This is a genomic window from Streptomyces sp. NPDC015130 (assembly GCF_043080005.1).
Lineage (GTDB): Bacteria > Actinomycetota > Actinomycetes > Streptomycetales > Streptomycetaceae > Streptomyces.
The window spans coordinates 277,383-300,469 of sequence record NZ_JBIBVC010000002.1 but is presented as its reverse complement, the minus strand read 5'-3'; the positions used below and the strand labels follow the sequence as shown (position 1 = coordinate 300,469).

The 23,087-nt window shown below is 72.3% G+C and carries 19 protein-coding genes and 1 pseudogene; 13 read left to right on the top strand and 7 right to left on the bottom strand.

Going from position 1 to position 23,087, the window contains the following annotated elements:
- Positions 1-58: 58 nt before the first annotated feature.
- Positions 59-1,372: pseudogene (locus ACF08F_RS04675) on the top strand (MATE family efflux transporter); the annotation flags it as partial.
- An 11-nt stretch (positions 1,373-1,383) separates the two neighbouring features.
- Here the strand turns inward: ACF08F_RS04675 and ACF08F_RS04670 are convergent.
- On the bottom strand, positions 1,384-2,661 hold the full coding sequence (locus tag ACF08F_RS04670) for a glycosyltransferase 87 family protein (RefSeq protein WP_392297024.1): 1,278 nt from the start codon (positions 2,659-2,661) through the stop codon (positions 1,384-1,386).
- 83 nt (positions 2,662-2,744) lie between these two features.
- Here ACF08F_RS04670 and ACF08F_RS04665 point away from each other — a divergent pair, with 83 nt between their 5' ends.
- Positions 2,745-3,887: a glycosyltransferase family 4 protein gene (locus ACF08F_RS04665; RefSeq protein WP_392297023.1), complete on the top strand. Its 1,143-nt coding sequence runs from the start codon at positions 2,745-2,747 to the stop codon at positions 3,885-3,887.
- A 105-nt stretch (positions 3,888-3,992) separates the two neighbouring features.
- Here the strand turns inward: ACF08F_RS04665 and ACF08F_RS04660 are convergent, their stop codons facing one another.
- On the bottom strand, positions 3,993-5,789 hold the full coding sequence (locus ACF08F_RS04660) for an AMP-dependent synthetase/ligase (protein ID WP_392297022.1): 1,797 nt from the start codon (positions 5,787-5,789) through the stop codon (positions 3,993-3,995).
- 254 nt (positions 5,790-6,043) lie between these two features.
- Here ACF08F_RS04660 and ACF08F_RS04655 point away from each other — a divergent pair, with 254 nt between their 5' ends.
- From ACF08F_RS04655 to ACF08F_RS04630, 6 genes are all read left to right on the top strand, one after another.
- On the top strand, positions 6,044-6,811 hold the full coding sequence (locus tag ACF08F_RS04655) for a metallophosphoesterase (RefSeq protein WP_392297021.1): 768 nt from the start codon (positions 6,044-6,046) through the stop codon (positions 6,809-6,811).
- 107 nt (positions 6,812-6,918) lie between these two features.
- A complete protein-coding gene (locus tag ACF08F_RS04650; RefSeq protein WP_392297020.1) occupies positions 6,919-7,362 on the top strand; it encodes an SRPBCC family protein in 444 nt (147 codons plus the stop codon).
- A 128-nt stretch (positions 7,363-7,490) separates the two neighbouring features.
- Positions 7,491-8,618, top strand: coding sequence for an ArsA-related P-loop ATPase (locus ACF08F_RS04645; protein ID WP_392297019.1), 1,128 nt, complete (start codon positions 7,491-7,493; stop codon positions 8,616-8,618).
- 41 nt (positions 8,619-8,659) lie between these two features.
- Positions 8,660-9,148, top strand: a complete 489-nt coding sequence (locus tag ACF08F_RS04640; protein WP_392297018.1) for a DUF5304 domain-containing protein — start codon at positions 8,660-8,662, stop codon at positions 9,146-9,148.
- Between the two features lie 76 nt (positions 9,149-9,224).
- Entirely contained in the window at positions 9,225-10,166 is a 942-nt protein-coding gene (locus ACF08F_RS04635; RefSeq protein WP_390485445.1) for an ROK family glucokinase, read from the top strand.
- Positions 10,167-10,243: 77 nt separating this feature from the next.
- Entirely contained in the window at positions 10,244-10,987 is a 744-nt protein-coding gene (locus ACF08F_RS04630) for an endonuclease/exonuclease/phosphatase family protein (protein WP_392297017.1), read from the top strand.
- A 26-nt stretch (positions 10,988-11,013) separates the two neighbouring features.
- Here the strand turns inward: ACF08F_RS04630 and ACF08F_RS04625 are convergent, their stop codons facing one another.
- Both ACF08F_RS04625 and ACF08F_RS04620 read right to left on the bottom strand, forming a co-directional pair.
- A complete protein-coding gene (locus ACF08F_RS04625) occupies positions 11,014-11,856 on the bottom strand; it encodes a hypothetical protein (RefSeq protein WP_392297016.1) in 843 nt (280 codons plus the stop codon).
- Positions 11,849-12,631, bottom strand: a complete 783-nt coding sequence (locus ACF08F_RS04620; RefSeq protein ID WP_392297015.1) for an alpha/beta hydrolase — start codon at positions 12,629-12,631, stop codon at positions 11,849-11,851. The genes ACF08F_RS04625 and ACF08F_RS04620 overlap by 8 nt, the downstream gene beginning before the upstream one ends.
- 188 nt (positions 12,632-12,819) lie before the next feature.
- Between ACF08F_RS04620 and ACF08F_RS04615 the strand changes: the two genes are divergently transcribed.
- From ACF08F_RS04615 to ACF08F_RS04600, 4 genes are all read left to right on the top strand, one after another.
- Complete coding sequence (locus ACF08F_RS04615; RefSeq protein ID WP_055644018.1) at positions 12,820-13,551, top strand: lysophospholipid acyltransferase family protein; 732 nt, start codon at positions 12,820-12,822, stop codon at positions 13,549-13,551.
- Between the two features lie 34 nt (positions 13,552-13,585).
- Positions 13,586-14,800 (top strand): MacS family sensor histidine kinase, encoded by a 1,215-nt coding sequence (gene macS / locus ACF08F_RS04610; RefSeq protein ID WP_392297014.1) that lies wholly within the window; start codon positions 13,586-13,588, stop codon positions 14,798-14,800.
- Positions 14,797-15,483 carry a response regulator gene (locus ACF08F_RS04605; protein WP_392297013.1) on the top strand — a complete coding sequence of 229 codons (687 nt, stop codon included), beginning with the start codon at positions 14,797-14,799 and terminating at the stop codon, positions 15,481-15,483. The genes macS and ACF08F_RS04605 overlap by 4 nt, the downstream gene beginning before the upstream one ends.
- A 103-nt stretch (positions 15,484-15,586) precedes the next feature.
- Positions 15,587-16,582, top strand: a complete 996-nt coding sequence (locus tag ACF08F_RS04600) for a 2-hydroxyacid dehydrogenase (RefSeq protein ID WP_392297012.1) — start codon at positions 15,587-15,589, stop codon at positions 16,580-16,582.
- Between the two features lie 16 nt (positions 16,583-16,598).
- Here the strand turns inward: ACF08F_RS04600 and ACF08F_RS04595 are convergent, their stop codons facing one another.
- The 3 genes from ACF08F_RS04595 to ACF08F_RS04585 all read right to left on the bottom strand — a co-directional run bounded on the left by ACF08F_RS04595 (position 16,599) and on the right by ACF08F_RS04585 (position 21,547).
- Entirely contained in the window at positions 16,599-18,473 is a 1,875-nt protein-coding gene (locus ACF08F_RS04595) for an anthranilate synthase family protein (RefSeq protein ID WP_392297011.1), read from the bottom strand.
- A 108-nt stretch (positions 18,474-18,581) separates the two neighbouring features.
- Positions 18,582-18,638, bottom strand: a complete 57-nt coding sequence (locus ACF08F_RS04590) for a trp operon leader peptide (protein ID WP_071892416.1) — start codon at positions 18,636-18,638, stop codon at positions 18,582-18,584.
- A 110-nt stretch (positions 18,639-18,748) separates the two neighbouring features.
- A complete protein-coding gene (locus ACF08F_RS04585; protein WP_392297010.1) occupies positions 18,749-21,547 on the bottom strand; it encodes an N-acetylmuramoyl-L-alanine amidase in 2,799 nt (932 codons plus the stop codon).
- Positions 21,548-21,707: 160 nt separating this feature from the next.
- Between ACF08F_RS04585 and ACF08F_RS04580 the strand changes: the two genes are divergently transcribed.
- The gene (locus ACF08F_RS04580; protein ID WP_392297321.1) at positions 21,708-23,054 is read left to right on the top strand and encodes a class II 3-deoxy-7-phosphoheptulonate synthase; all 1,347 of its coding nucleotides are present in this window, start codon (positions 21,708-21,710) and stop codon (positions 23,052-23,054) included.
- Positions 23,055-23,087: the final 33 nt, after the last annotated feature.

Here is a 23,087-nt window from a genome sequence, read left to right as displayed (position 1 = left end):
TGCTACCTCTTTTCGAGGTGCCTCTATTCGAGGTACATCGAAAAGAGGGGGTTCTCGTATGTCCGAACACCGCCGCACGCTGGTCCGGCTCGCCCGCCCGGTCTATTGCGAACTCCTCGCCGGGGTCGCCGCCGGCATTATCAACATGGTCTGGGTCGCCCGGCTCGGCGGGGACGCCGTCGCCGCCGTCGCCGTCGCCACCAACGTCGAGAACCTCCTCCTCGGCGTCGTCCTCCTCGCCGGCTCGGGCACCACCGTGCTCGTCGCCCGCGCCCGGGGCGCCGACGACCCCGGCGACGTCCGCGCCGCAGTCCGCGGCGGCGCCGCCCTCTGCGCGCTCCTCGTGCCACCCGTCGCACTCGGCGGCCACCTGCTCCGCGAACCGATCGCGGCCCTGCTCCTCGGCGGCCAGGACCACCCCGCCCACGCCCTGGCCGTCGCCTACTTCGCGATCTCGCTCCCCGGCACGGCCGTCTTCTTCGCCACGAACGTCCTCGACGGCATCCTCAAGGGCACCGGGGACACCCGCACCCCCATGCGGCTCGCCTTCCTCGCCAACGGACTGATCCTCGTCCTCGACCCGCTGCTCATCCACGCGTACGGGGTGCAGGGCGCCGCCCTCGCCACCGTCGTCGGCCGGACCGTCGCCCTCGCCGCCGGACTCCTCGTCCTGCGTCGCAACGCCCTGCTCAAGGCCGCGCGCACCGCCCGCCCCGCCCTGCCGACCGCCGCCGCCCTGCGTCGTACCGCCGCCACCGGGCTGCCCATGTCCGTCGACTTCACCGTCCGGATGGCCGGGGCCCTCGCGCTCGTCTCCGTCGTCGCCCGGCTCGGCGTCACCGAGATCGCCGCCTACGGCATCGCCACCAAGGCCATGTACGTCGCGACGATGGCCTTCTACGCCGTCCGGCAGGCCGCCGCGATCCACACCGCGCACCTCCTCGGAGCCCTGGAGGGACCGGCCGCCCGACTGCGGCCCGGCGCCCGGGGGAACGAGGAGCGGAGAGCCGTCGCGCGGCAGGCCCTCGTCCTCGCCGCCTGCCTCGGCGTGACCGCCGCCGTGCTGCTGCTCGTCGGCGCGGGACCGGTCATGCGGGCCTTCGGCGCCGAACCGGCCGTGGCCGAGGCGGGCGCGCTCTTCCTGCGCTGCCTCGGCCCCTACCTGGTGCTCATGGCCTGCTTCATCGGGGTCGCCGGGGTCTTCGAGGGCAGCGGGGCCGGTCCGTACCTCGCCCGGATCACCGTCGCCGGCGTCCTCGTCCAACTGCCGCTCGCCCACGCCCTGTCAGGACTCGGGCTCGCCGGGATCTGTCTGGCCATGGCCCTCGCGACGGCCGTGCAGTGCGCGGCCCTGGGGCTGCTGCACCGCCGCGGCACCGGTGCTCAGAAGGATCCGGACAGGGCCTTCTCGCGCTCCGGCCGAGTCGCCTGGGCGGGGACGGTGGCCGCGGCCAGGCGCGGCTCCGTCACCGTCTGGCGCCACAGGATCCGGCAGGCGATGAGCGCGGCGGCGATCAGCAGGCCGTTCCGGGTGAACAGCACCGCCACGCCCAGCGGGTCGCTGCGCGTCACGTGCGAGAACCACACCGGGAACTCGAACTGCGTCACCGCCGCCGCCCAGATCACCAGGTGCACCGGCCGCTGCATCCGGCTCGACCGGTAGGCCAGGCAGACCGCGCCCAGACCGATCAGCCACAGCATGTACTGGGGGGAGAGCACCCGGCTCGTCACCGTGAACAGCAGCACCGCCACGAAGGCCGCGTCCGCCACCGTCGACGAGGTGAAGCGGCGCGAGCGGATCCGCCACAGCAGGAGCCAGCCGAAGGCGGCGACGGTGAGCGCGAGCGCGGCGGTGGAGACCGCGGAGACGTACGGGCCGAGGAACTCGATCGAGCCGTAGTTCATCCGCGCCTCGCCCTCCCACCCGAAGTGCCGGATCACGTGGAAGACCATCGAGCCCAGCGACTCGACCTCGGTGCCCCGGTCGCGCTGGAAGGAGAGGAAGGCCAGCGCCCCCGGCATCCACAGCACGCACAGCAGCAGTACGGCGGCCGCCGCGCCCGCCGCCGTCGACCAGGCACGGAAGGTCGCCCGGCCCTTCGCGGTGCCCGCCAGGATCAGCGCGGGCCACACCTTCAGGACCGCGCCGAAACCGGCGAGGGCGCCGAGGACGCGCGGGCTCCGGCCAGCCGCGAGCAGCCCCGCCACCGCGACGGCGGTCACCATCACGTCGTACCGGGCGTACGCGATCGGGCCGAGCAGCGCGATGCCCGCGAGCCACATCCAGGCGCCGTCGAGCGCCCGGCCCGCGCGCCGCCCCGTGTGCAGGAGCAGCCCGAAGACCAGCGCGTCGCAGAGGAAGGCGAGGACGAAGAACGCGGACGCGTAGTCGAGGAAGGGCAGCAGCCCGGGCGAGAGGATCGCGAGGGCCGCGGCCGGCGGGTACTGCCAGGTGACGTCGTCCAGCGGGTACGTGCCCGTCCGCAGGACCTCGTACCAGCCCTGGTAGATGTTCGAGATGTCGAAGGTGATGTCCGGCCCGGGGACGACCACGACCTTGAAGACGCAGAGCAGCAGGATGACCCTGGTCAGCGCCCAGAGGCCGAGCGGGAGCCGCAGACCCGACCGCGAACCGTCCTTCACTGCGCCGCCCGTCTTCACTCGATCGTCCTTGTCCTGTCGGTCCGCTCGCGCGGAGAGTGGTGGTGCCGGGCGGTGAGTGCCATCGCGTACTGTCGGCCACGATGGACAAGACCCTGATCGTAACCAACGACTTCCCGCCGCGACCCGGCGGAATCCAGGCGTTCCTGCACAACATGGCGCTGCGCCTGGACCCCGAACAGATCGTGGTCTACGCCTCCACGTGGAAGCGAAGCCGCGAAGGGGTCGAGGCGACCGCTCTGTTTGACGCCGAACAGCCTTTCACGGTTGTCCGCGATCGCACCACCATGCTGTTGCCCACACCCCGGGTCACCGCCCGCGCCACCGCCCTGCTCCGCGAGCACGGCTGCCGGTCCGTGTGGTTCGGCGCCGCCGCGCCCCTCGGCCTGATGGCCCCGGCGCTGCGCAGGGCAGGTGCGAAGCGGCTCGTCGCCACCACCCACGGCCACGAGGCCGGCTGGGCCCAGCTGCCCGCCGCCCGGCAGCTGCTGCGGCGGATCGGCGAGGGCACGGACACCGTCACCTACCTCGGCGAGTACACCCGCTCCCGGATCGCGGAGGCCCTCACGCCCGCCGCCGCCGGGCGGATGGTCCAGCTCCCGCCCGGCGTGGACGAGAAGACCTTCCACCCCGACTCGGGCGGCGCCGAGGTCCGCGCCCGCCTCGGGCTCAGCGACCGGCCCGTCGTCGTCTGCGTCTCCCGGCTCGTCCCGCGCAAGGGCCAGGACACCCTGATCCGGGCCCTGCCCGCGATCCTGCGCCGGGTGCCGGACGCGGTCCTCCTCATCGTCGGCGGCGGCCCGTACGAGAAGGACCTGCGCCGCCTCGCCGACGAGACCGGCGTGGCCGGGTCCGTGCGCTTCACCGGCGCCGTCCCCTGGGCCGAGCTGCCCGCCCACTACGGGGCCGGCGACGTCTTCGCCATGCCCTGCCGCACCCGCCGCGGCGGCCTCGACGTCGAGGGCCTCGGCATCGTCTACCTGGAGGCCTCGGCCACCGGCCTCCCGGTCGTCGCCGGCGACTCCGGCGGCGCCCCCGACGCCGTCCTCGACGGCGAGACCGGCTGGGTCGTCCGCGGCGAATCCGCCGAGGAGACCGCCGACCGCGTCGCCACGCTCCTCCTCGACCCCGAGCTCCGGGCCCGCATGGGCGAGCGCGGCCGCGCCTGGGTCGAGGAGAAGTGGCGCTGGGACCTCCTCGCGGAGCGGCTCAGGGAGCTGCTCTGACACCGCGGTGCGGAGCACAGGAGTACGGAGAGGGGCCCCGGGCGGACACATCGCCCGGGGCCCCTCTCCTGTGCGCTGCGCGTCGTCGGGGACGACCGGCCGGGCTCAGCCCCGGTAGATCGCCTCGATCTCGTCCGCGAACTCCCGCGCCACGACATTGCGCTTCAGCTTCAAGGACGGGGTGATGTGACCCGCCTCCTCGGTGAACTGGGCGGGGAGCACACGGAACTTGCGGACCGACTCGGCCTTGGAGACCGCGGCGTTGCCGTCGTCGATCGCGCGCTGCACCTCCGCCAGGAGGTCGGCGTCCTCGCGCAGGGAGGCCGCCGAGGAGCCGGCCGGCTTGCCGTGGTCGGACGCCCAGCGGCCGAGGAACTCCTCGTCCAGGGTGACGAGCGCGCCCACGAACGGCCGCCCGTCGCCGACCACCATGCACTCCGCGACCAGCGCGTGCGCCCGGATGCGGTCCTCGATGACCGCCGGGGCGACGTTCTTGCCGCCCGCCGTCACCAGGATCTCCTTCTTGCGGCCCGTGATCGCGAGGTAGCCGTCCTCGTCGAGCGTGCCGATGTCGCCCGTGTGGAACCAGCCGTCCGCCAGCGCCTCGGCCGTCGCCGCCTCGTTGTTCCAGTACCGCGAGAAGATGTGCTCGCCGTGCAGCAGCACCTCGCCGTCGTCCGCGATCCGCACCACCGAGCCCGGCAGCGGCTGCCCGACCGTGCCGATCTTCTGCCGGTCCCACGGGTTGAACGCGGTCGCCGCGCACGACTCCGTCAGGCCGTAGCCCTCCAGGACCGTGAAGCCGATGCCGCGGAAGAAGTGTCCGAGCCGCTCGCCCAGCGGCGCGCCGCCCGAGATCGCGTACTCGCCGCGCCCGCCGAGGACCGCCCGCAGCTTGCTGTAGACGAGCTTGTCGAAGATCTTGTGCTTGAGCTTGAGGCCGAAGGACGGGCCCGCGGGGGTCCCGATCGCCCGGCTGTAGGCGATGGCCGTGTGCGCGGCCTTGTCGAAGATCTTGCCCTTGCCGTCGGCCTGCGCCTTGGCCCGCGCCGAGTTGTAGACCTTCTCGAAGACCCGCGGCACGCCCAGGATCAGCGTCGGCCGGAACGAGGCCAGCTCGTCCGTGAGGTTCTTGATGTCCGGGACGCAGCCGAGACGGATCGGCGCCATGACGGACGCGACCTCGACGAGCCGCCCGAAGACGTGCGCCGCCGGCAGGAAGAGGAGCACCGAGCACTCGCCGGTACGGAAGAGGGGCTTCAGCCGCTCCACGATGTTGCCGCACTCGGCGAAGAAGGCCCGGTGGGACAGGACGCAGCCCTTGGGGCGGCCGGTCGTGCCAGAGGTGTAGACGATCGTCGCCGGGTCGTCGGCGTTCGCCGCCGACATCCGCGCGTCGAGGAGCTCGTCGGAGACCTCCGCGCCCTCGGCGGTGAGCCGCTCGACCGCGCCGGCCTCGATCTGCCGGACGCCCTTGAGCTCCGGGAGCTCCGCCCGGACGGACTCCACCGAGGCCTCGTGGGCCGCGCTCTCCACGAGCGCCAGCGAGGCGCCCGAGTCGCCGAGGATCCACTGGATCTGCTCCGGCGAGCTCGTCTCGTAGACCGGCACGGTCACACCGCCGGCGCTCCAGATCGCGAAGTCGAGCAGCACCCACTCGTAGCGCGTACGGGACAGCAGCGCGACCCGGTCGCCCGCCTCGACGCCCGAGGCGATCAGACCCTTGGCGACCCCGCGGACCTCCGCGAGGAACTGGGTGGCCGTCACGTCCGTCCACACGCCGTCGACCTTGCGCCCCATCACGGCGACGTCTGGGTGCCGGGAGGCGTTGCGGCGGATGAGATCCGTCAGGTTGCCGTCCGTGGGGACCTCGTACAGGGCCGGAAGGCTGAACTCGCGCAAGACTGCTGCTCCTCATCGGGCGCCGGCGCCACGGCTCTGTGTGATGCACCGGTGTGGTCCATGATCGGGCAGGTGCTCAGTGGGGGTGAGCACGACTGGACCGACCGGACGTTACCCATCAGTAGTTGGTTCCGATAGGGGGTCCCGGCCAGATGTTCCGTGCGTCACACATGCATGACGGTGCTGTGCGCACAGTAATCCACGGGTTTCCCGACTCGGAAGTAACCGCAGGTGACACCCCCTAAGGTGACCTCATGCGAGTCCATGTGGTCAGTGACGTGCACGGCAACGCCGAAGACCTCGCCAAGGCGGGGGAGGGCGCCGACGCCCTCATATGTCTCGGGGACCTGGTCCTCTTCCTCGACTACGCCGACCACAGCCGGGGCATCTTCCCCGACCTGTTCGGCGTCGAGAACGCCGACCGGCTCGTGGAGCTGCGCACCGCCCGCCGCTTCGACGAGGCCCGTGACCTGGGCCGGCGCCTCTGGGCCGAGCTGGACGTCGACCGCGAGACCGCGATCGAGGCCGCCGTCCGCCGCCAGTACGCCGAGCTCTTCGCCGCCTTCCCCGCCCCCACCTACGCCACCTACGGGAACGTCGACATCCCCCGGCTCTGGACCGAGTACGCCGGACCGGGCACGACCGTCCTCGACGGACAGCGCGTCGAGCTCGGCGGCCTCACCTTCGGCTTCGTCGGCGGCGGACTGCGCACCCCGATGCGCACCCCGTACGAGATCTCGGACGAGGAGTACGCGGCCAAGGTCGAGGCCCTCGGGGACGTCGACGTCCTCTGCTCCCACATCCCGCCGGAGGTCCCGGAGCTGACCTACGACACCGTCGCCCGCCGCTTCGAGCGCGGCAGCCGCGCGCTGCTCGACGCCATCCGGCGCACCCGCCCCCGGTACGCCCTCTTCGGCCACGTCCACCAGCCGCTCGCCCGACGGATGCGGATCGCCGCGACCGAGTGCGTCAACGTCGGCCACTTCGCCTCGACCGGCAGGCCCTTCGCCCTGGAGTGGTGACGGGCGCCGAGTCGCGGCGCGATAGCCTTCCGTCGGCGCATCTGTACGTTTGTGCCCTTGTTTTCCTTCGAGTTCTCGCCGGACCGCACAGTGGAGGAGCCACCGCGATGGCCGAACACACCAGCTCCAGCATCACCATCGAGGCGGCGCCGGCCGACGTCATGGGTGTGATCGCCGACTTCGCCCGCTACCCGGAGTGGACCGGCGAGGTGAAGGAGGCCGAGGTCCTGGAGTCGGACGCCTCCGGCCGCGCGGAGAAGGTCCGGCTGCTGCTCGACGCCGGCGCCATCAAGGACGACCACACCCTGGCGTACACCTGGACCGGCTCCGACGAGGTCAGCTGGACCCTGGTCAAGTCCCAGATGCTCCGCTCCCTCGACGGCTCCTACCGGCTCGCCCCGCTCGGCGGCGGCACCCGCACCGAGGTCACGTACCAGCTGACCGTCGACGTCAAGATCCCCATGCTCGGCATGATCAAGCGGAAGGCCGAGAAGGTCATCATCGACCGCGCCCTGGCCGGCCTGAAGAAGCGCGTCGAATCCGGCGCGTGACGTCCCGGGGGCGGCTTGCCGATCAGGCCGGGCTCGCGGCGTGATCGGGGCGACGCCCCCTGAGGGGCTCCCTGGACCGGTCCGACCGGCGGCACAGCCCCCAGGAGGGCGGCGGTAACGTCCTCCGCATGCGGATCATCCTTGTCACCGGTCCCGGCGGCGCCGGACGCACCACCGTCGCCGCCGCGACCGCCCTGGCCGAGGCACGTGCGGGCCGCCGCGTCCTCCTCGTCTCCGAGGACGCCGGCCCCGGGCTCGCCGCGGACGGCCTGAGCGTCCTGCGCCCCGACCCCGCCGCGGACTTCCGGCACGAGTTCCTCGCGCTCCAGGCCCGCTCCCGTACCGCCCTCGACCTCCTCGGCGCCGCGCCCTTCGAGGACGCCGAGCTCACCGAGCTCCCCGGCAGCCGCCAGTTCGCCCTGCTCAGGGCCCTGCGCGACGCCGCCCAGGGCGAGCACGACCTCGCCGTCGTCGACCTGCCCCCGCTCCCCGAGGCCCTCGCCCTCCTCGCCCTGCCCGAGCAGCTCCGCCGCTATCTGCGCCGCCTGCTGCCCCCCGAACGGCAGGCCGCCCGCGCGCTGCGCCCGATGCTCGCCCAGCTCGCCGGGGTCCCCATGCCCGCGCAGTGGCTTTACGAGACCACCGCCCGCTGGGAGACCGAGCTCGCCGCGGCCCAGGCCGTCACCGACGCCCCCACCACCAGCGTCCGGCTCGTCCTCGAACCCGGCCCCGCCGCCGTCCGCGCCCTGCGCACCGCCCGGCTCGGCCTCGCCCTCCAGGGCCTCGCCCTCGACGCCGTCGTCGCCAACCGGCTGCTCCCCGCCGACTCCGAGGACCCCTGGCTCGCCGGACTCACCGCCCAGCAGCACCGGCACCTGGCGGAGCTCCGTACCGCCGCGGGCGTCGTGCACGAGCTGCCGCACCTCGGCCGCGACCCGCGCGGCGCCGAGGACCTCGCCCTCCTGGCGCCCGCCCCGCCCGCCGCCCCCGCCCCCGCACCCGGCCCCGAGGTCGAGGACCGGCGGGAGGAGGACGGCGTCCTGGTCTGGCACATCCCGCTGCCCGGCGCCGTCAAGGAGGAGCTCGCCCTCGTCCGCCGCGGCGACGAACTGCTCCTGACCGTCGGCCCGTTCCGCCGCCACCTGCCCCTGCCGCCCGCCCTGCGCCGCTGCACCGTCACCGGCGCCGGGCTCGTCGAAGGGGACCTCAGGGTGCGCTTCACCCCCGACCCCGGACTCTGGCCACGGACCCCCTGAGGGCGTGTACCGTCGAAGTACCAGCCACTGAGGAGTGCGCCATGAGCGATTCGGATGCCTGGGCCAAGGCGTGCGCCGAGGACCTGGAGGCGGAGAAGGCCCGCCGCCGCGCGGAGCGGGGAGCCGAGCCCGGCTCGGCCGCCGAGGAACTCCGCAAGCTCTTCGACGCCGTCGCCGACAAGGTCGCCGGGGGACTCGGCGGCCCGCTGCTCGGCGGTCTCGGCGGGATCGGCGGACAGACCGTCCAGCAGTTCGTCAGCCAGGCGAAGGCCGTCGTCGAGCCCGTCATCGAGCGCAACCCGCAGGTCTTCGACCACCTCGCCGCCGCCGGGAACGAACTGCTCGCCGCCTACCGCTCCGCCGTCGAGGGCCACGAGACCCGCTGGACCCGCGGCGGGACCGTCGCCGAGGACGACCCGCGCCGCGAGGCCGACGCCCCCGGCGACCGCAAGGACGGCACGGACGGCACGGACGAGTCGCGCCGCGACGACGAGGGGCCCGGAACGGGCCAGCAGATCGACCTCGACTGATCGGGACGGAGCGGGACGACCCCTCCCCTCGGGTACGGTGGGCCGTAGCGGGGCTCGACCGAATACTGAGGGACACATGGGACTCACCATCGGCGTCGACATCGGCGGCACCAAGATCGCGGCCGGCGTGGTCGACGAGGAGGGCAACATCCTCGACACGCACAAGGTGCCCACCCCGCCGACCCCCGAGGGAATCGTCGACGCGATCAGCGCCGCCGTCTCCGAGGCGGGCAAGGGGCACTCGATCGAGGCCGTGGGCATCGGTGCCGCGGGCTACGTCGACGACAAGCGCGCCACCGTCCTCTTCGCGCCGAACATCGACTGGCGGCACGAGCCGCTGAAGGACAAGGTCGAGCAGCGCGTCGGCCTCCCCGTCGTCGTGGAGAACGACGCCAACGCGGCGGCCTGGGGCGAGTACAAGTTCGGCGCCGGGCAGGGCCACGAGGACGTCATCTGCATCACCCTCGGCACCGGCCTCGGCGGCGGCATCATCATCGGCAACAAGCTGCGCCGCGGACGCTTCGGCGTGGCCGCCGAGTTCGGCCACATCCGGGTCGTCCCGGACGGTCTGCTGTGCGGCTGCGGCAGCCAGGGCTGCTGGGAGCAGTACGCCTCCGGGCGCGCCCTCGTCCGGTACGCCAAGCAGCGCGCCAACGCCACCCCGGAGCGCGCCGCGGTCCTGCTGGGCCTCGGCGACGGCACCCCCGAGGGCATCGAGGGCAAGCACGTCAGCCAGGCCGCCCGCGCCGGCGACCCGGTCGCCGTCGACTCCTTCCGCGAGCTGGCCCGCTGGGCGGGCGCCGGTCTCGCCGACCTGGCCTCGCTCTTCGACCCCTCGGCGTTCATCGTCGGCGGCGGCGTCTCGGACGAGGGCGACCTCGTCCTCGACCCGATCCGGAAGTCCTTCCGGCGCTGGCTGATCGGCGGCCAGTGGCGCCCGCACGCGCAGGTCCTCGCGGCCCAGCTCGGCAACAAGGCCGGCCTGGTCGGCGCGGCCGACCTGGCCCGCCAGGGCTGACACCCGTACGAAGGCATACGACGACCGCCCGCCGCGTCCTCCCGGACACGGCGGGCGGTCGTCGTATGTTGACCCGCATGGCGATCAGAGAGCTGCCCAACTCCCGCACCGAGCCGGACGGTTCGGCCGTCCTCCGGGTCCTGAGCTACAACGTCCGCTCGATGCGCGACGACGAGGACGCCCTCGCCCGGGTGATCCGCGCCTGCGCCCCGGACCTCGTCTTCGTCCAGGAGGCCCCGCGCTTCTTCCGCTGGCGCAAGCACGCGGCCCGGCTCGCCGCCAAGAGCGAGCTCGTCATGCTGAGCGGCGGAGCCACCGCGGCCGGACCGATGCTCCTCTGCTCCCTGCGGGCCACCGTGGAACGCACCGAGGACGTACTGCTGCCGCTCACCCCGGGGCTGCACCGGCGCGGCCTCGCGACCGCCGTCGTCCGCTTCGCCGGGGCCAGGGTCGGGGTGATCAGCTGCCATCTGAGCCTGCGGAAGGACGAGCGGTACGCCCAGGCGGGGATGGTCCTCGACCGGGTCGCCGCCCTCGGCACCCCGCACGCCCTCGTCGCCGGGGACCTCAACGAACGGCCCGGCGGTCCCGCCTTTACCCGGCTCGCGACGGAGCTCCGGGACGGCTGGACGGTCAGCCCCTGGGGCGGTGAGCACACCTCCACCCCGGCCGACCCGCACCAGCGCATCGACGCGATCCTGGCCACCCCCGGCGTCGAGTTCCTCGGCTGCGGGGTCCCGCCCCACCTCGACCCCGAGGACCTGAGAACGGCCACGGACCACCTGCCCGTGCTGGCGGCGGTCCGTGTGCCCGCCTCGTAGGGCGGGGGAGTCGTCCGGGCGGGGAGCTACACGACCGCCCCGCGGCCGGGGTCCCCGAAGCCGTCGTCATCGTCGTCGTCGTGCTTCATGCGCGCCACCAGGGTCGCGAAGCCGCCCAGGAAGCCGCCCACGCAGAGCGTCGTCAGCCACCAGGTCATGTCCCACTGGAACAGGACGGCCAGCAGCATGAGCACCGGACCGCCGACCACGCCCAGCCAGGCGAACTTGGTCGTCGTGTCCGCCTCCGGGAGCGGCGGGGGCTCCGGCGGGACGAAGTGCCCCTCCCCGGTGCCGTCCGCGTCCTCCTCCGGCTCGGCCGGGGTGTAGTCCCGGGGGCCGCTCGGGCGCACGCCGGGCGCGAAGACGACGGAGCTGCCCAGCGCGGGCTTCTCCACCCCTGCCTCCGGCTTCCGGTCGGTGCCGGGGTCGGCCGGGGACTCGCCGTCCGCCGCGGCCGGCCCGGTCGCTCCGGTCGGTCCGGGTTCGCGGCCGGACGCGGCGCCCGACCCGGCCCCGGACCCGGCTCCCGTACCGGCCGAAGCGGCCCCGGACCCGGCTCCCGTGCCCGTTCCGGACGTGGTGCCCGTGCCCGTACCGGACCCGGCTCCCGTACCGGACGTGCTGCCCGTCCCCGTACCGGACGCGGCACCCGGCCCGGTCCCGGCGCCCGGCTGCACCCTGGGCCCGTCCTCGCTGGCGCCCTCGTCCTCCTCCGGCTCGGGCAGCGCGAGGTTCTCGATCGGCCGGAACGGCCTCGTCCCCGGCGGATCCGCGGGCTCTTCCCCGTACCCCGCGACGATCGCGGCCCAGGCCGCCTCCTCGTCGATGGGCTGCGGCTCCCGCTCGCCGCCGTCCTGCTGATCAGCCACCGCTGCTGCTCCTCTTCCCGTCGACCGGACTCGGGGCGAGACGCTCGACGAACGCCCAGCTCTCCTCGAAGATCCGCTCCGCGTCATGGTCCAACGTCGCGACGTGGTAGCTCTGTTCCAGCAGGATCTCCTGGACGTCCGTCGAGGACACCCGACTGAGGACGCGGGCCGAGTCGGCCGGCGGCACCACGTGGTCCTGCGGGCTGTGCAGCACGATCATCGGCTGCGTGACCTGCGGGAGCTGTGCGTCCACCGTACGGAAGAACTCGCGCAGCGAGTGCGCGGCGTGCAGCGGCACCCGGTCGTAGCCGACCTCCGCCACGCCCTCCTTGGCGATGTCGCTCGCGATGCCGGCCGTCGTGCGGACCAGGTGCCGGGCGACCGGCAGCGCGTGCGCCGCCAGGCCGTGCACCTTGTTGCCCGGGTTGACGAGGACGATGCCGCGGACCGCGTCACCGTGCTGCGCGGCCAGCCGCAGGGTGAGCGCCCCGCCCATGGAGAGACCGAAGACGAAGACGGTCTCGCACCGGTCCATGAGCTCGCGCAGGGCCCGGTCCACCTCCGCGTACCAGTCGTGCCAGGTGGTGAGCTGCAGGTCCTCCCAGCGGGTGCCGTGGCCCGGCAGCAGCGGCAGCGACACGGTGAGTCCGCGGTCGGCCAGATACTCGGCCCACGGGCGCATCGACTGCGGGGAACCGGTGAATCCGTGACAGAGAAGGACGCCGACCTCTCCGCCTTCGTGGCGGTACGGCTCGGCTCCGGGAAGGACCGGCACCGGGGTCTCCTGTTCGGTTGCGACTTCGGCGGCCTCGGGTGCGCCGAAGCGACGGAAAGTGGGGAAGGACCTTCACGGTACGCGACCGGACCGACACCGACCAGGGCCGCAGCGGGGGCCGTGGCCAGGTACGGGATAAAGTCGTGGCGACGGCACACGGAAGGCATGGCGAGTTGATCTACGGCGCAATGAAGTTCTCCATCGGAGGGTCCCTGAAGCTTGCCTTCCGGCCCTGGGTCGAGGGACTGGAGAACATTCCGGCCGAGGGTCCCGCGATCCTGGCGAGCAACCACCTCTCCTTCTCGGACTCCTTCTTCCTCCCCGCCGTCCTGGACCGCAAGGTCACCTTCATCGCGAAGGCCGAGTACTTCACCTCGCCGGGCGTGAAGGGCAAGCTCACCGCCGCCTTCTTCAAGGGCGTCGGCCAGCTCCCGGTCGACCGCTCGGGCGCCCGCGGCGCCGGCGAGGCGGCGATCAAGGCCGGCATCGAGGTCGTCGAGAAGGGCGGGCTCTTCGGGATCTACCCCGAGGGCACCCGCTCGCCCGACGGCCGGCTCTACCGCGGCAAGCCCGGCGGTCTGGCGCGCGTGGCCCTGGCCACCGGCGCGCCGGTGATCCCGGTCGCCATGATCGACACGGAGAAGATCCAGCCGCCCGGCAAGGTCGTGCCCAAGCTGATGCGCCCGGGCATCCGGATCGGCAAGCCCCTGGACTTCACCCGCTACCAGGGCATGGAGGGGGACCGCTTCATCCTCCGCTCGGTGACCGACGAGGTCATGTACGAGATCATGAAGCTGTCCGGCCAGGAGTACGTCGACATCTACGCGACCGCGGCCAAGCGGCAGATCGCGGACGCGGAGAAGGCGGCCAAGGAGGCCGTCAAGGCCGAGATCGCGGCGCGGGAAGAGTCCGGCGCGTAAGCACCCCCAGGGGTGTTCGGGGGGAGTGGGGGAGATGGCCAAGCGCGAGCGTGTCGTGCGCATGTCGGTCGAGCAGCCGCTGTGGCGTGCGCTGACCGGCTACCGCGTCCTGACGATGATCTACGCCGTCCTGCTCTTCGCCTTCGGGCGGCAGCAGTACGAGCGTCCCTGGATCGCCGTCGCCTACCTGGCGGTCATGTGCGTCTGGACTCTCGCGACCCTCCCCAAGGTGGCGAACGCGGCCAGCTGCACCAAGCGCTTCCTCGGCGTCGACCTCACCATCGCCCTCGTCGGCATCCTCCTCACCCCCCTCGCCGACGCCCAGGCCCAGTCGGTCGACCACTCCACCCTGCCGACGATATGGACAGCCGGCTCCGTCCTCGCGTACGCGATCAAGGGCGGCTGGCGCTGGGCCGGAGTCGCCTCCTCGCTCGTCGCCGTCGCCAACCTCGTCGAGCGCGGCCACCCCAGCCGGGACACCCTCCACAACGTGCTCCTCGTCTGGGTGGCCTCCATCGCCATCGGATACGTGGTCGAGGTGGCCCGCGCCTCCGAGCGCACCCTCGCCCGCGCCCTGGAGATCGAGGCCGCGACCCGGGAGCGGGAGCGGCTCGCCCGGGACATCCACGACAGCGTCCTCCAGGTCCTCGCGATGGTGCAGCGACGTGGCGCGGCGATGGGCGGCGAGGCCGCCGAGATCGCCAGGATGGCGGGGGAGCAGGAGGTGGCGCTCCGTACGCTCGTCGCGGGCGGTCTCACCCGGCCCAGCCTGGTCTCCGAGGACGAGTCCCAGGGGGCCGTGGTCCGGGTCGTCGAGGTGGACGACGAGCCCGACGACGACACCCCCGTCGACCTGCGCCTCCTGCTCGCCCCGCGCGCCGGGGCGAAGGTCACCCTCTCCGAGCCGGGCGCCCCGGTCCTGCTGCCGCCGCCCGCCGCGCGCGAGATGGCCGCCGCCGTCGGCGCGGCCCTGGACAACGTCCGGGTGCACGCGGGGGAGGACGCCCAGGCCTGGGTCCTGATCGAGGACTGGCCCGACGAGGTGATCGTCACCGTCCGGGACGACGGCCCCGGCATCCCGGAGGGCCGCCTCGCGGAGGCCTGGGGCGAGGGCCGGATGGGGGTCGCCCTCTCCATCCGGGGCAGACTGCGGGACCTGGGCGGCTCGGCCGAGCTGATCTCGGTCCCCGGGCAGGGCACGGAAGTCGAGTTGAAGGTCCCTCGGGGGAAGGCAGGACAGGAAAGATGAGCGAGCAGCACGCCGAGCGGCAGCAGATCAGGGTGATGGTCGTCGACGACCATCCGATGTGGCGGGACGCGGTCGCCCGCGACCTCGCCGAGGCGGGCTTCGACGTCGTCGCCACGGCGGGCGACGGGGAGCAGGCCGTCCGCCGGGCCACGGCCGCCGGCCCCGACGTCCTCGTCCTGGACCTGAACCTGCCGGTCAAGCCGGGCGTCCGGGTCTGCAAGGAGCTCGTCGGCGCGCACCCCGCGCTGCGGGTCCTGGTCCTCTCGGCGAGCGGCGAGCACGCCGACGTCCTGGAGGCGGTCAAGTCCGGTGCCACGGGCTATCTCCTCAAGTCGGCCAGTACGGAGGAGCTGATCGACGCCGTGCGGCGGACGGCCGTCGGCGACCCCGTCTTCACCCCGGGCCTCGCCGGCCTGGTCCTCGGCGAGTACCGCAGGCTGGCCTCCGAGCCCGCCCCGGCGGCCGGCACCGACGAGCCGAAGGCCCCTCAGCTCACCGAGCGCGAGACCGAGGTCCTGCGGCTCGTCGCCAAGGGGCTCAGCTACAAGCAGATCGCCGAGCGCCTGGTGATCTCGCACCGCACGGTCCAGAACCACGTTCAGAACACCCTCGGCAAGCTCCAGCTGCACAACCGGGTGGAGCTCGTGCGGTACGCGATCGAGCGCGGACTCGACGACGCGTAGCCGGACACTCCTCGCCCGGCGGTACCGGGCGCGGTGACATGAGGGGCCGTATATTCGCGAGAACCGCGTATATCCGGCCCTTCACCGCTTCTGGGGGACACCCGTGGAAATCCTGGCATTCGGCGTGCAGGTGGACGAGAAGCCCCTGATGGAGAAGGCCTTCGAGGGACACCACGACGTCCGCTGCCTGGGTGTGTTCCTGACCGAGGACACCGCGCCGATCGCGGCGGGCTACGAGGTCATCTCCAGCAGCGTCAACGCCGACCTCGGCCACAGGGTCCTGCAGACCCTCGCGGCAGGCGGCACGCAGATGATCGCCCAGCGTTCCACGGGCTTCAACAACATCGACCTGGAGGTCGCCGAGCGGCTCGGCCTCACCGTCGCCCGGGTCTCGTACTACTCCCCGTACTCCGTCGCCGAGTTCGCCTGGACGCTCGCGATGACCGTCAACCGCCGGATCGTCCGCGCCTCCAACCGGACCCGCGACTTCGACTTCCGCCTCGACGGGCTGATGGGCCGCGACCTCCGGGGCCGCACCGTCGGCGTCCTCGGCACCGGCAAGATCGGCGAGGCCTTCACCCGGATCGCCCACGGCTTCGGCATGAAACTGCTCGGCTGGGACATCGCCGAGAACCCCGCGTGCGTCGAGCTCGGCATGGAGTACGTCGAGAAGGAGCGGCTCCTCGCCGAGGCCGACCTCGTCAGCCTCCACGTGCCGCTGCTCCCGGCCACCCGGCACATCGTCGACGCCGCCGCGCTCCGGGCCATGAAGGACGACGCGATCCTGGTGAACTCCAGCCGTGGCGGCCTCGTCGACACCGAGGCCCTGGTCGGCGAGCTCAGGAAGGGCCGCTTCACCGGGGTCGGGCTCGACGTGTACGAGGCGGAGGCCGGGCTCTTCTTCCTCGACAAGTCCCTGGAGGCCGTCGACGACGACACCCTGGCCCGCCTGGTCACCTTCCCGAACGTGGTGGTCACCTCCCACCAGGCGTACTACACGGTCGACGCCGTCGGCCAGATCATCGACACCACGGTCCAGAACGTCCTCCACTACCTCGCGGGGCGACGCGACGAGAACGTCCTGGTCCCGAGGGTCTGAGACCGAAAGACAGGCCCTAGACCAGAACTCCCGCGAGCAGCGAGGCCGTCAGGGCCGCCCCGTCCGTCGTGAGCACCGACTCCGGGTGGAACTGGACGCCGGCGAAGCCCGGTCCGCGCAGGGCGTGCACCTCGTCGGTCTCCGGGTCGCGGCTGACCTCGATGCGGTGCAGCGCCAGCTCCGTCGCCGTCCGGTCGTCGCAGCGGGCGGTGAAGCTGTTGTAGAAGCCGACCGTCTGCTCCTGGCCGAAGAGGTCGATCCGCAACTGGGCCCCCTGGAACGGGGTCCGCTTGCGGACGATCTCCAGGCCCAGCTCGGCGGCGATCAGCTCGTGCCCCAGGCACACCCCGAGCAGACCGTGCCGGTGGTCGCGCACCAGCTCGGCCGTCAGAGCGCGCAGGAAGCGCATCTTCGGGTCGGCGGCGTCCGAGGGGTTCCCGGGCCCGGGTCCGAGCACGACCGGTCCCTCGTGGGCGAGGGCCAGCTCGCGCAGCCCCGGCTCGTCGTAGCGGAGCACCGACACCTCAAGGCCGGAGGAGCGCAGGACGTGCGCGAGCATCGCCGTGAAGGTGTCCTCCGCGTCGACGACCAGCGCGTGCCCCGACAGCTCCGCCGACCGGACCTGCATCCGCAGCCAGAACGGCGCGAGATCGGCCCGCCGCGCGTCCAGGGCGGCCCGCACCCGCGGATCGTCGGCCAGCCGCGCCGGCGCCGGAGCCGCGCCGTCCCCCGCCGGCCGTCCCTCCCGCACCCCGAGCGCGGTCAGCACCCCGGCCGCCTTGGCATGGGTCTCGGCCACCTCGCCGGCCGGGTCGGAGTGCCGTACGAGGGTCGCCCCGACGGGCACCCGCAGCCGCCCGTCCGCGTCGATGTCGGCGGTACGGATGAGGATCGGCGAGTCCAGCGTCTGCGCCCCGCTCCCGTCCGTACCGAGCAGGGCGAGCGCGCCCGCGTAGTAGCCGCGCCCGCCGGTCTCGTGACGCTCGATCACCCGGCAGGCGTTCTGCACCGGCGAGCCCGTCACGGTCGCGGCGAACATCGTCTCCCGCAGCACCTCCCGCACGTCCAGCGAGGAGCGACCGCGCAACTCGTACTCGGTGTGCGCGAGATGGGCCATCTCCTTCAGCCGGGGCCCGACCACGACCCCGCCCATGTCGCCCACCGTGCACATCATCTTGAGCTCCTCGTCCACCACCATGGAGAGCTCCTCGGTCTCCTTGCGGTCGGCGAGGAAGGCCAGCAGGTCCTCGGGGGTCGGGGCGGACCCGGCCGGGTAGCGGTACGTGCCGCTGATCGGGTTCATCACGACCGTGCCGCCCGACATCCGCACGTGCACCTCCGGGCTGGCCCCGACGAGCGTCCGCTCGCCGGTGTGGACGACGAACGTCCAGTACGCGCCCCGCTCGCCCGCGAGGAGCCGCCGGAAGAGCGCGAGGGCGTCGGCGCGTCCGAAGCCCGGGATCTCGCCGGTGTAGGTGCGCCGGATGACGAAGTTCGCGCCCTCGCCGGAGCCGATCTCCTCGTCGATGACCCGGCGCACGGTCCCGGCGTACTCCTCGTCCGAGACGTCGAAGGCCCCGCCCTCGACACGCACCTCGTGCGCGGGCAGCCGGGAGAGCGCCTCGTCGAGCGGCAGCTCGTACGTCTCCTCGGCGACGAGCACGGAGAGCGGGGTGCCGTCGTCCCGCACGTCGAAGCCGCGCTCCCGGATCTGCCGGAAGGGCACGAGCGCCAGCGTCGGCAGCGGGCCCACGGGCAGCTCGGCGAGCCGCTCGGCCTCGTGGACCCGGCCGATCAGCACCTCCACGGTGTCGTGGTCACGACCGGGGGTGCGCCTGCGCAGCAGGGCGAAGGGCGGGCAGGAGTCGTCCAGGAGACGGGAGAGGTCCATGGGGAGTCGTCGTTCCTTCCGGGGGGAGTACGGAGAGGAGGAACGGCCCGGGTACGAGAAAAGGCCGCCCCTCGGGCGGCCTTCGCGTGTCGTTCGGTGTACGCGCGATCAGTGGGCCGCCGGATGAGCGGTCCACCACCAGTTCTGGATCTGCGGCGCGAACATGCGAGCACTGTAACCCAGCGGGAAGCCGCCGGGCCACGGAAACGGGGCCCGGTCCGCACCGTGGACGATGCGAGCCGGACCCCGGGGTCCCGCGGAAGCGAGCTACCCGATCAGAAGATCAGGTTGTAGATCTGCCAGCCGGGGCCGGCGTTCACGCGCGGGGCGTACGGCGCGGTGAGGCTGCCCGTGCCCTTGTACGACCAGAGCGTGCCGGAGCCGTCTCGGGCTATCAGGTCGCCCTTGCCGTCGGTGCTCAGGTCGCTCGGACCGACGATGCTGTTGTACGCGCCCCAGCCGCCGCCGACCCGGTAGCGCGTGGCGAACGGGGTGGTGGCGTTGCCGGTGCCCTTGTAGGACCAGAGGACACCGGCGGTGTCGCGGCCGATGAGGTCGGCCTTGCCGTCGCCGTCCAGATCGCCGGTGGAGACGATCGCGTTGTAGGTCTGCCAGCCGCCGCCGACCCGGAGCCGGGTCGCGAACGGGGTGGCCGGGACGCCGGTGCCCTTGTACAGCCACAGGACACCCGACTTCTCACGGGCGATCAGGTCGGGCCTGCCGTCGTTGGTCACGTCCCGGACGGCGATGATCTTGTCGTAGACGCCCCAGCCGCCACCGGTCCGCAGCCGCGCCTTGAACGGAGCGGCGGGGTTGCCGCTGCCCTGGTAGTACCAGAGCACACCGGAGGTGTCCCGGGCCACGGCGTCCCCGGTGCCGTCGGCACGGAGGGCGGTCATGGGCGTGATCGCGTTGTAGACCTGCCACCCGGACCCGACCCGGTACCGGTTCAGGAACGGCGCGGACGCGTTGCCGGTGCCCTGGTACTGCCAGAGGACACCGGAGGCGTCACGGGCGAGGACGTTGTAGCGGTTGGTCGCGTTGACCGCGGGGGCCGCGGCGGACTCGACGACGTCCGAGGCCTTCACGTACGCCATGCGGTGGTTGAAGCGGATCGGGATGTACGTGTCGGTGCCGACGACGTTCGTCTGGGCGCTGCCGAAGTAGTCGTCGCCCTTGACCACCGGGCCGGCCTTCACGTACGCGCCGCCGCTGCCGAAGGAGTACAGCGACAGATAGTCGGGGTTGTCCGTGGGGGCCGTGACGCCGTTGGTGCCGGGGTACGCGGCCTTCTCGGGGAAGGCGCGGCCGTAGATCAGCGGGGTCTTGCCGGCCGCGGCCTTCAGGACCCGCTGCGAGCTGTCCTTGACGACGGACGTGTACTGGCCGCCCGGGTTGTGGAACCAGGCCTTCTTGCCGCCGTACCAGATCTGCGTCCAGTTGGTCCGGACATCCGACACGACGTAGGTGCCGCCGGCGCGGACCTTGTTGCCCCAGTTCGGGCCGTCGCTCCACAGGACGTTCGGGATGTACTCGTCCTTGATCGGCGTCGTGGTCGACGGCGTCTCGTAGAGGTAGCCGAAGTTGGCCGGCTGCGCCGGGACGGTGCTGCCGCCGTAGGTGATTTTCGGCTGGTTCGCCGAGGTGTAGGGCGGGACGACCCGGACCAGCTGGCCGGCCTGGAGCAGACCGCCTGCGCCGCCGGCACCGGTCGGGGCGCCGAGGAGGGCCATGTAGTGGTTCCAGTCCCAGAACGGACCGGCGTCCCAGTGCATCCCCGAGACCTTGGCGTTGATGTGGCCCGGGACCTCGTCGTGACCGATGACGTGCTCACGGTCCAGCGGGATGCCGTACTGGCCCGCGAGGTACTTCACCAGCTTGGCGGAGGACTCGTACTGGGGCTCGGTGTACCACTTGCCATCCTTGATGGCGTAGCCCTCGTGCTCCACGCCGACGGCGTGCATGTTGTCGGTCCAGTTGCCCGCGTGCCACGCGATGTTCTTGTTCTCGACCATCTGGGTGACCAGACCGTCGCTCGCGCGGACCAGGTAGTGGGCGCTGCCCTTGGCCGTCGCGCTCTGGAAGGTCGCGATGGTGCCCTCGTAGCTGCCCTCGGTGTCGTGGATCACGATCCGGCGGATGTCCAGCTGGGTGCCCTTGGCGCGGTTGGCGAGCGTGTAGTTCCGCTGCCCGGTGCTCGGGACCTCGGCCGGGCGGAAGTCGCACACCAGGCCGGTCGGCGGGCACTCGGGGGTCGGGGTCGCCGTGGTGCTCGCGAAGCTCGCGGCCAGCGGCACGTTCGTCGGCTCGACGGGCTCGACCCCGGGGTCGGCCGGCAGGGTGACCGGCTGGCCCTCGGTGGTGAGCGCGCGCTCGCCCGTCTTGATCGACTCGAAGACGCGCTCCGCGAAGAGGTCGGCGCCCTTCCGGTCGGGGGACTGGCTGTAGCGGGCCACGGCCGGGTACCAGTCGGCCGGGTCCTCGGAGAGCTCCGCGCCCGCCTGCTTCTGGTACTCGGCGAGCAGCGCGGCACCGGCCCGGATCGAAGCGGCGGTGTCGTTCTTCACGGCCTCGGCGGAGCTGTCGATCAGCCCGGCGGCCTTGTCCAGGGTGTGCAGCCGCGGGTCGTCGGTGTCGACGGTCTCCTTCGGCAGCGCCGCCAGGGCCTTGGCCTCGTCGAAGGTCTTCTCGATCTCGGCCTTGCCGCTCGCGTTCAGGTGCGCGAGGCGCTCCTTGTCGTCGTGCTGCTCGACGTCCTCGGCGTCGACGTCCGTCAGACCCATGACGTTGTACGCGCCGGTCGTGCTCGGCAGCCCGTCGTGCGACTCCCATCGCGTCTGGCGGTACGAGACCGCCATCAGCACGCTCTGCGGCACGTCGAACTCGCGCGCCGCGTTTGCGAACTGCGACTGGAGGGAAGTGTCACCAGCAGCCGGCTTGGCGTCGTCCGTCGCGCCGAGGAGGCCCGGCGACGCGACCGCGAGGGTGCCGAGCGTGGCTGTGGCGACGACCGCGGCCGCCGCTCCGTACATGAGACGTTTCTTCTTGCGGTCCCTGCGGTGCCTCTGGGTCACGCCCACCCCTGTGATTCGACTGTCAACTAGTGAAACGGGCCAGAGGGTAACACCACCCGAAGGCGTGAAGACCATCGACAGACATTTCGGACGGCCGTCTCAGCCATTGGGCAGAGGGCCGAGATGGGGCGAAGGACCCCGTAATGTAGTGGGCGTGACCGTGAACGCTGATACCCACGCCGTCGCCAAGGCGACCTGGCGAGACCTGCCCGCGGCGCAGCAGCCCGAGTACCCCGATGCCGAGGCTCTGCGCGATGTGATCGCGGACCTCGAGTCCTATCCTCCGCTCGTCTTCGCCGGCGAGTGTGACCAGCTGCGCGCCCGGATGGGAGCCGTCGCCCGTGGCGAGGCGTTCCTGCTCCAGGGCGGCGACTGCGCCGAGGCTTTCGACGCGGTGTCCGCCGACCACATCCGGGCCAAGCTCAAGACGCTGCTCCAGATGAGTGCCGTCCTCACCTACGCGGCCTCCGTGCCGGTGGTGAAGGTCGGCCGTATCGCCGGCCAGTACTCCAAGCCCCGTTCCAAGGGGACCGAGACGCGTGACGGCGTGACCCTGCCGACGTACCGGGGCGACTCGGTCAACGGCTTCGACTTCAACGAGAAGGCCCGTATCCCGGACCCCGAGCGCCTGAAGCGGATGTACAACGCCTCCGCCTCCACGCTCAACCTGGTGCGCGCCTTCACCACCGGTGGCTACGCGGACCTGCGCCAGGTGCACGCCTGGAACCAGGACTTCGTGAAGTCGTCCCCCTCGGGCCAGCGCTACGAGCAGCTGGCGCGGGAGATCGACAACGCGCTGAACTTCATGAAGGCCTGTGGCACCGACCCGGCGGAGTTCAAGGCCGTGGAGTTCTACGCCTCCCACGAGGCGCTGCTCCTGGACTACGAGGGTGCCCTGACCCGTACGGACTCGCGTACCGGCAAGCTGTACGACACCTCGGGCCACATGGTCTGGGTCGGTGAGCGCACCCGCCAGCTGGACCACGCGCACATCGAGTTCTGCTCGCAGATCGCCAACCCGATCGGCATCAAGCTCGGCCCGACCACCACGGTGGACGAGGCACTGACGTACATCGACCGTCTCGACCCGGACCGCGAGCCGGGCCGGCTGACCTTCATCGTCCGCATGGGCGCCGACAAGGTCCGCGACAAGCTCCCCGAGCTCGTCGAGAAGGTCACCGCCTCGGGCGCGGTCGTCGCCTGGGTCACCGACCCGATGCACGGCAACACCTTCGAAGCCGCCTCCGGCCACAAGACGCGCCGTTTCGACGACGTCCTCGACGAGGTCAAGGGCTTCTTCGAGGTCCACAAGGAGCTCGGCACCCACCCGGGCGGCATCCACGTCGAGCTCACCGGTGACGACGTCACCGAGTGCGTGGGCGGCGGCGACGAGATCTTCGTCGACGACCTCCACCAGCGCTACGAGACCGCCTGCGACCCCCGCCTCAACCGCAGCCAGTCCCTCGACCTGGCCTTCCTCGTGGCGGAGATGTACCGCGACCAGTGACGTGATCAGTCGGTAGGTATCTACGACGATGGG

Bases quoted from the DNA above. Each gene is read 5' to 3' on its own strand.
- ACF08F_RS04665 (WP_392297023.1), top strand. From the start codon at position 2,745: ATGGACAAGACCCTGATCGTAACCAACGACTTCCCGCCGCGACCCGGC.
- ACF08F_RS04630 (WP_392297017.1), top strand. From the start codon at position 10,244: ATGGCGATCAGAGAGCTGCCCAACTCCCGCACCGAGCCGGACGGTTCG.
- ACF08F_RS04635 (WP_390485445.1), top strand. From the start codon at position 9,225: ATGGGACTCACCATCGGCGTCGACATCGGCGGCACCAAGATCGCGGCC.
- ACF08F_RS04640 (WP_392297018.1), top strand. From the start codon at position 8,660: ATGAGCGATTCGGATGCCTGGGCCAAGGCGTGCGCCGAGGACCTGGAG.
- ACF08F_RS04645 (WP_392297019.1), top strand. From the start codon at position 7,491: ATGCGGATCATCCTTGTCACCGGTCCCGGCGGCGCCGGACGCACCACC.
- ACF08F_RS04605 (WP_392297013.1), top strand. From the start codon at position 14,797: ATGAGCGAGCAGCACGCCGAGCGGCAGCAGATCAGGGTGATGGTCGTC.
- ACF08F_RS04615 (WP_055644018.1), top strand. From the start codon at position 12,820: ATGAAGTTCTCCATCGGAGGGTCCCTGAAGCTTGCCTTCCGGCCCTGG.
- ACF08F_RS04650 (WP_392297020.1), top strand. From the start codon at position 6,919: ATGGCCGAACACACCAGCTCCAGCATCACCATCGAGGCGGCGCCGGCC.
- macS (WP_392297014.1), top strand. From the start codon at position 13,586: ATGGCCAAGCGCGAGCGTGTCGTGCGCATGTCGGTCGAGCAGCCGCTG.
- ACF08F_RS04595 (WP_392297011.1), bottom strand. From the start codon at position 18,473: ATGGACCTCTCCCGTCTCCTGGACGACTCCTGCCCGCCCTTCGCCCTG.
- ACF08F_RS04655 (WP_392297021.1), top strand. From the start codon at position 6,044: ATGCGAGTCCATGTGGTCAGTGACGTGCACGGCAACGCCGAAGACCTC.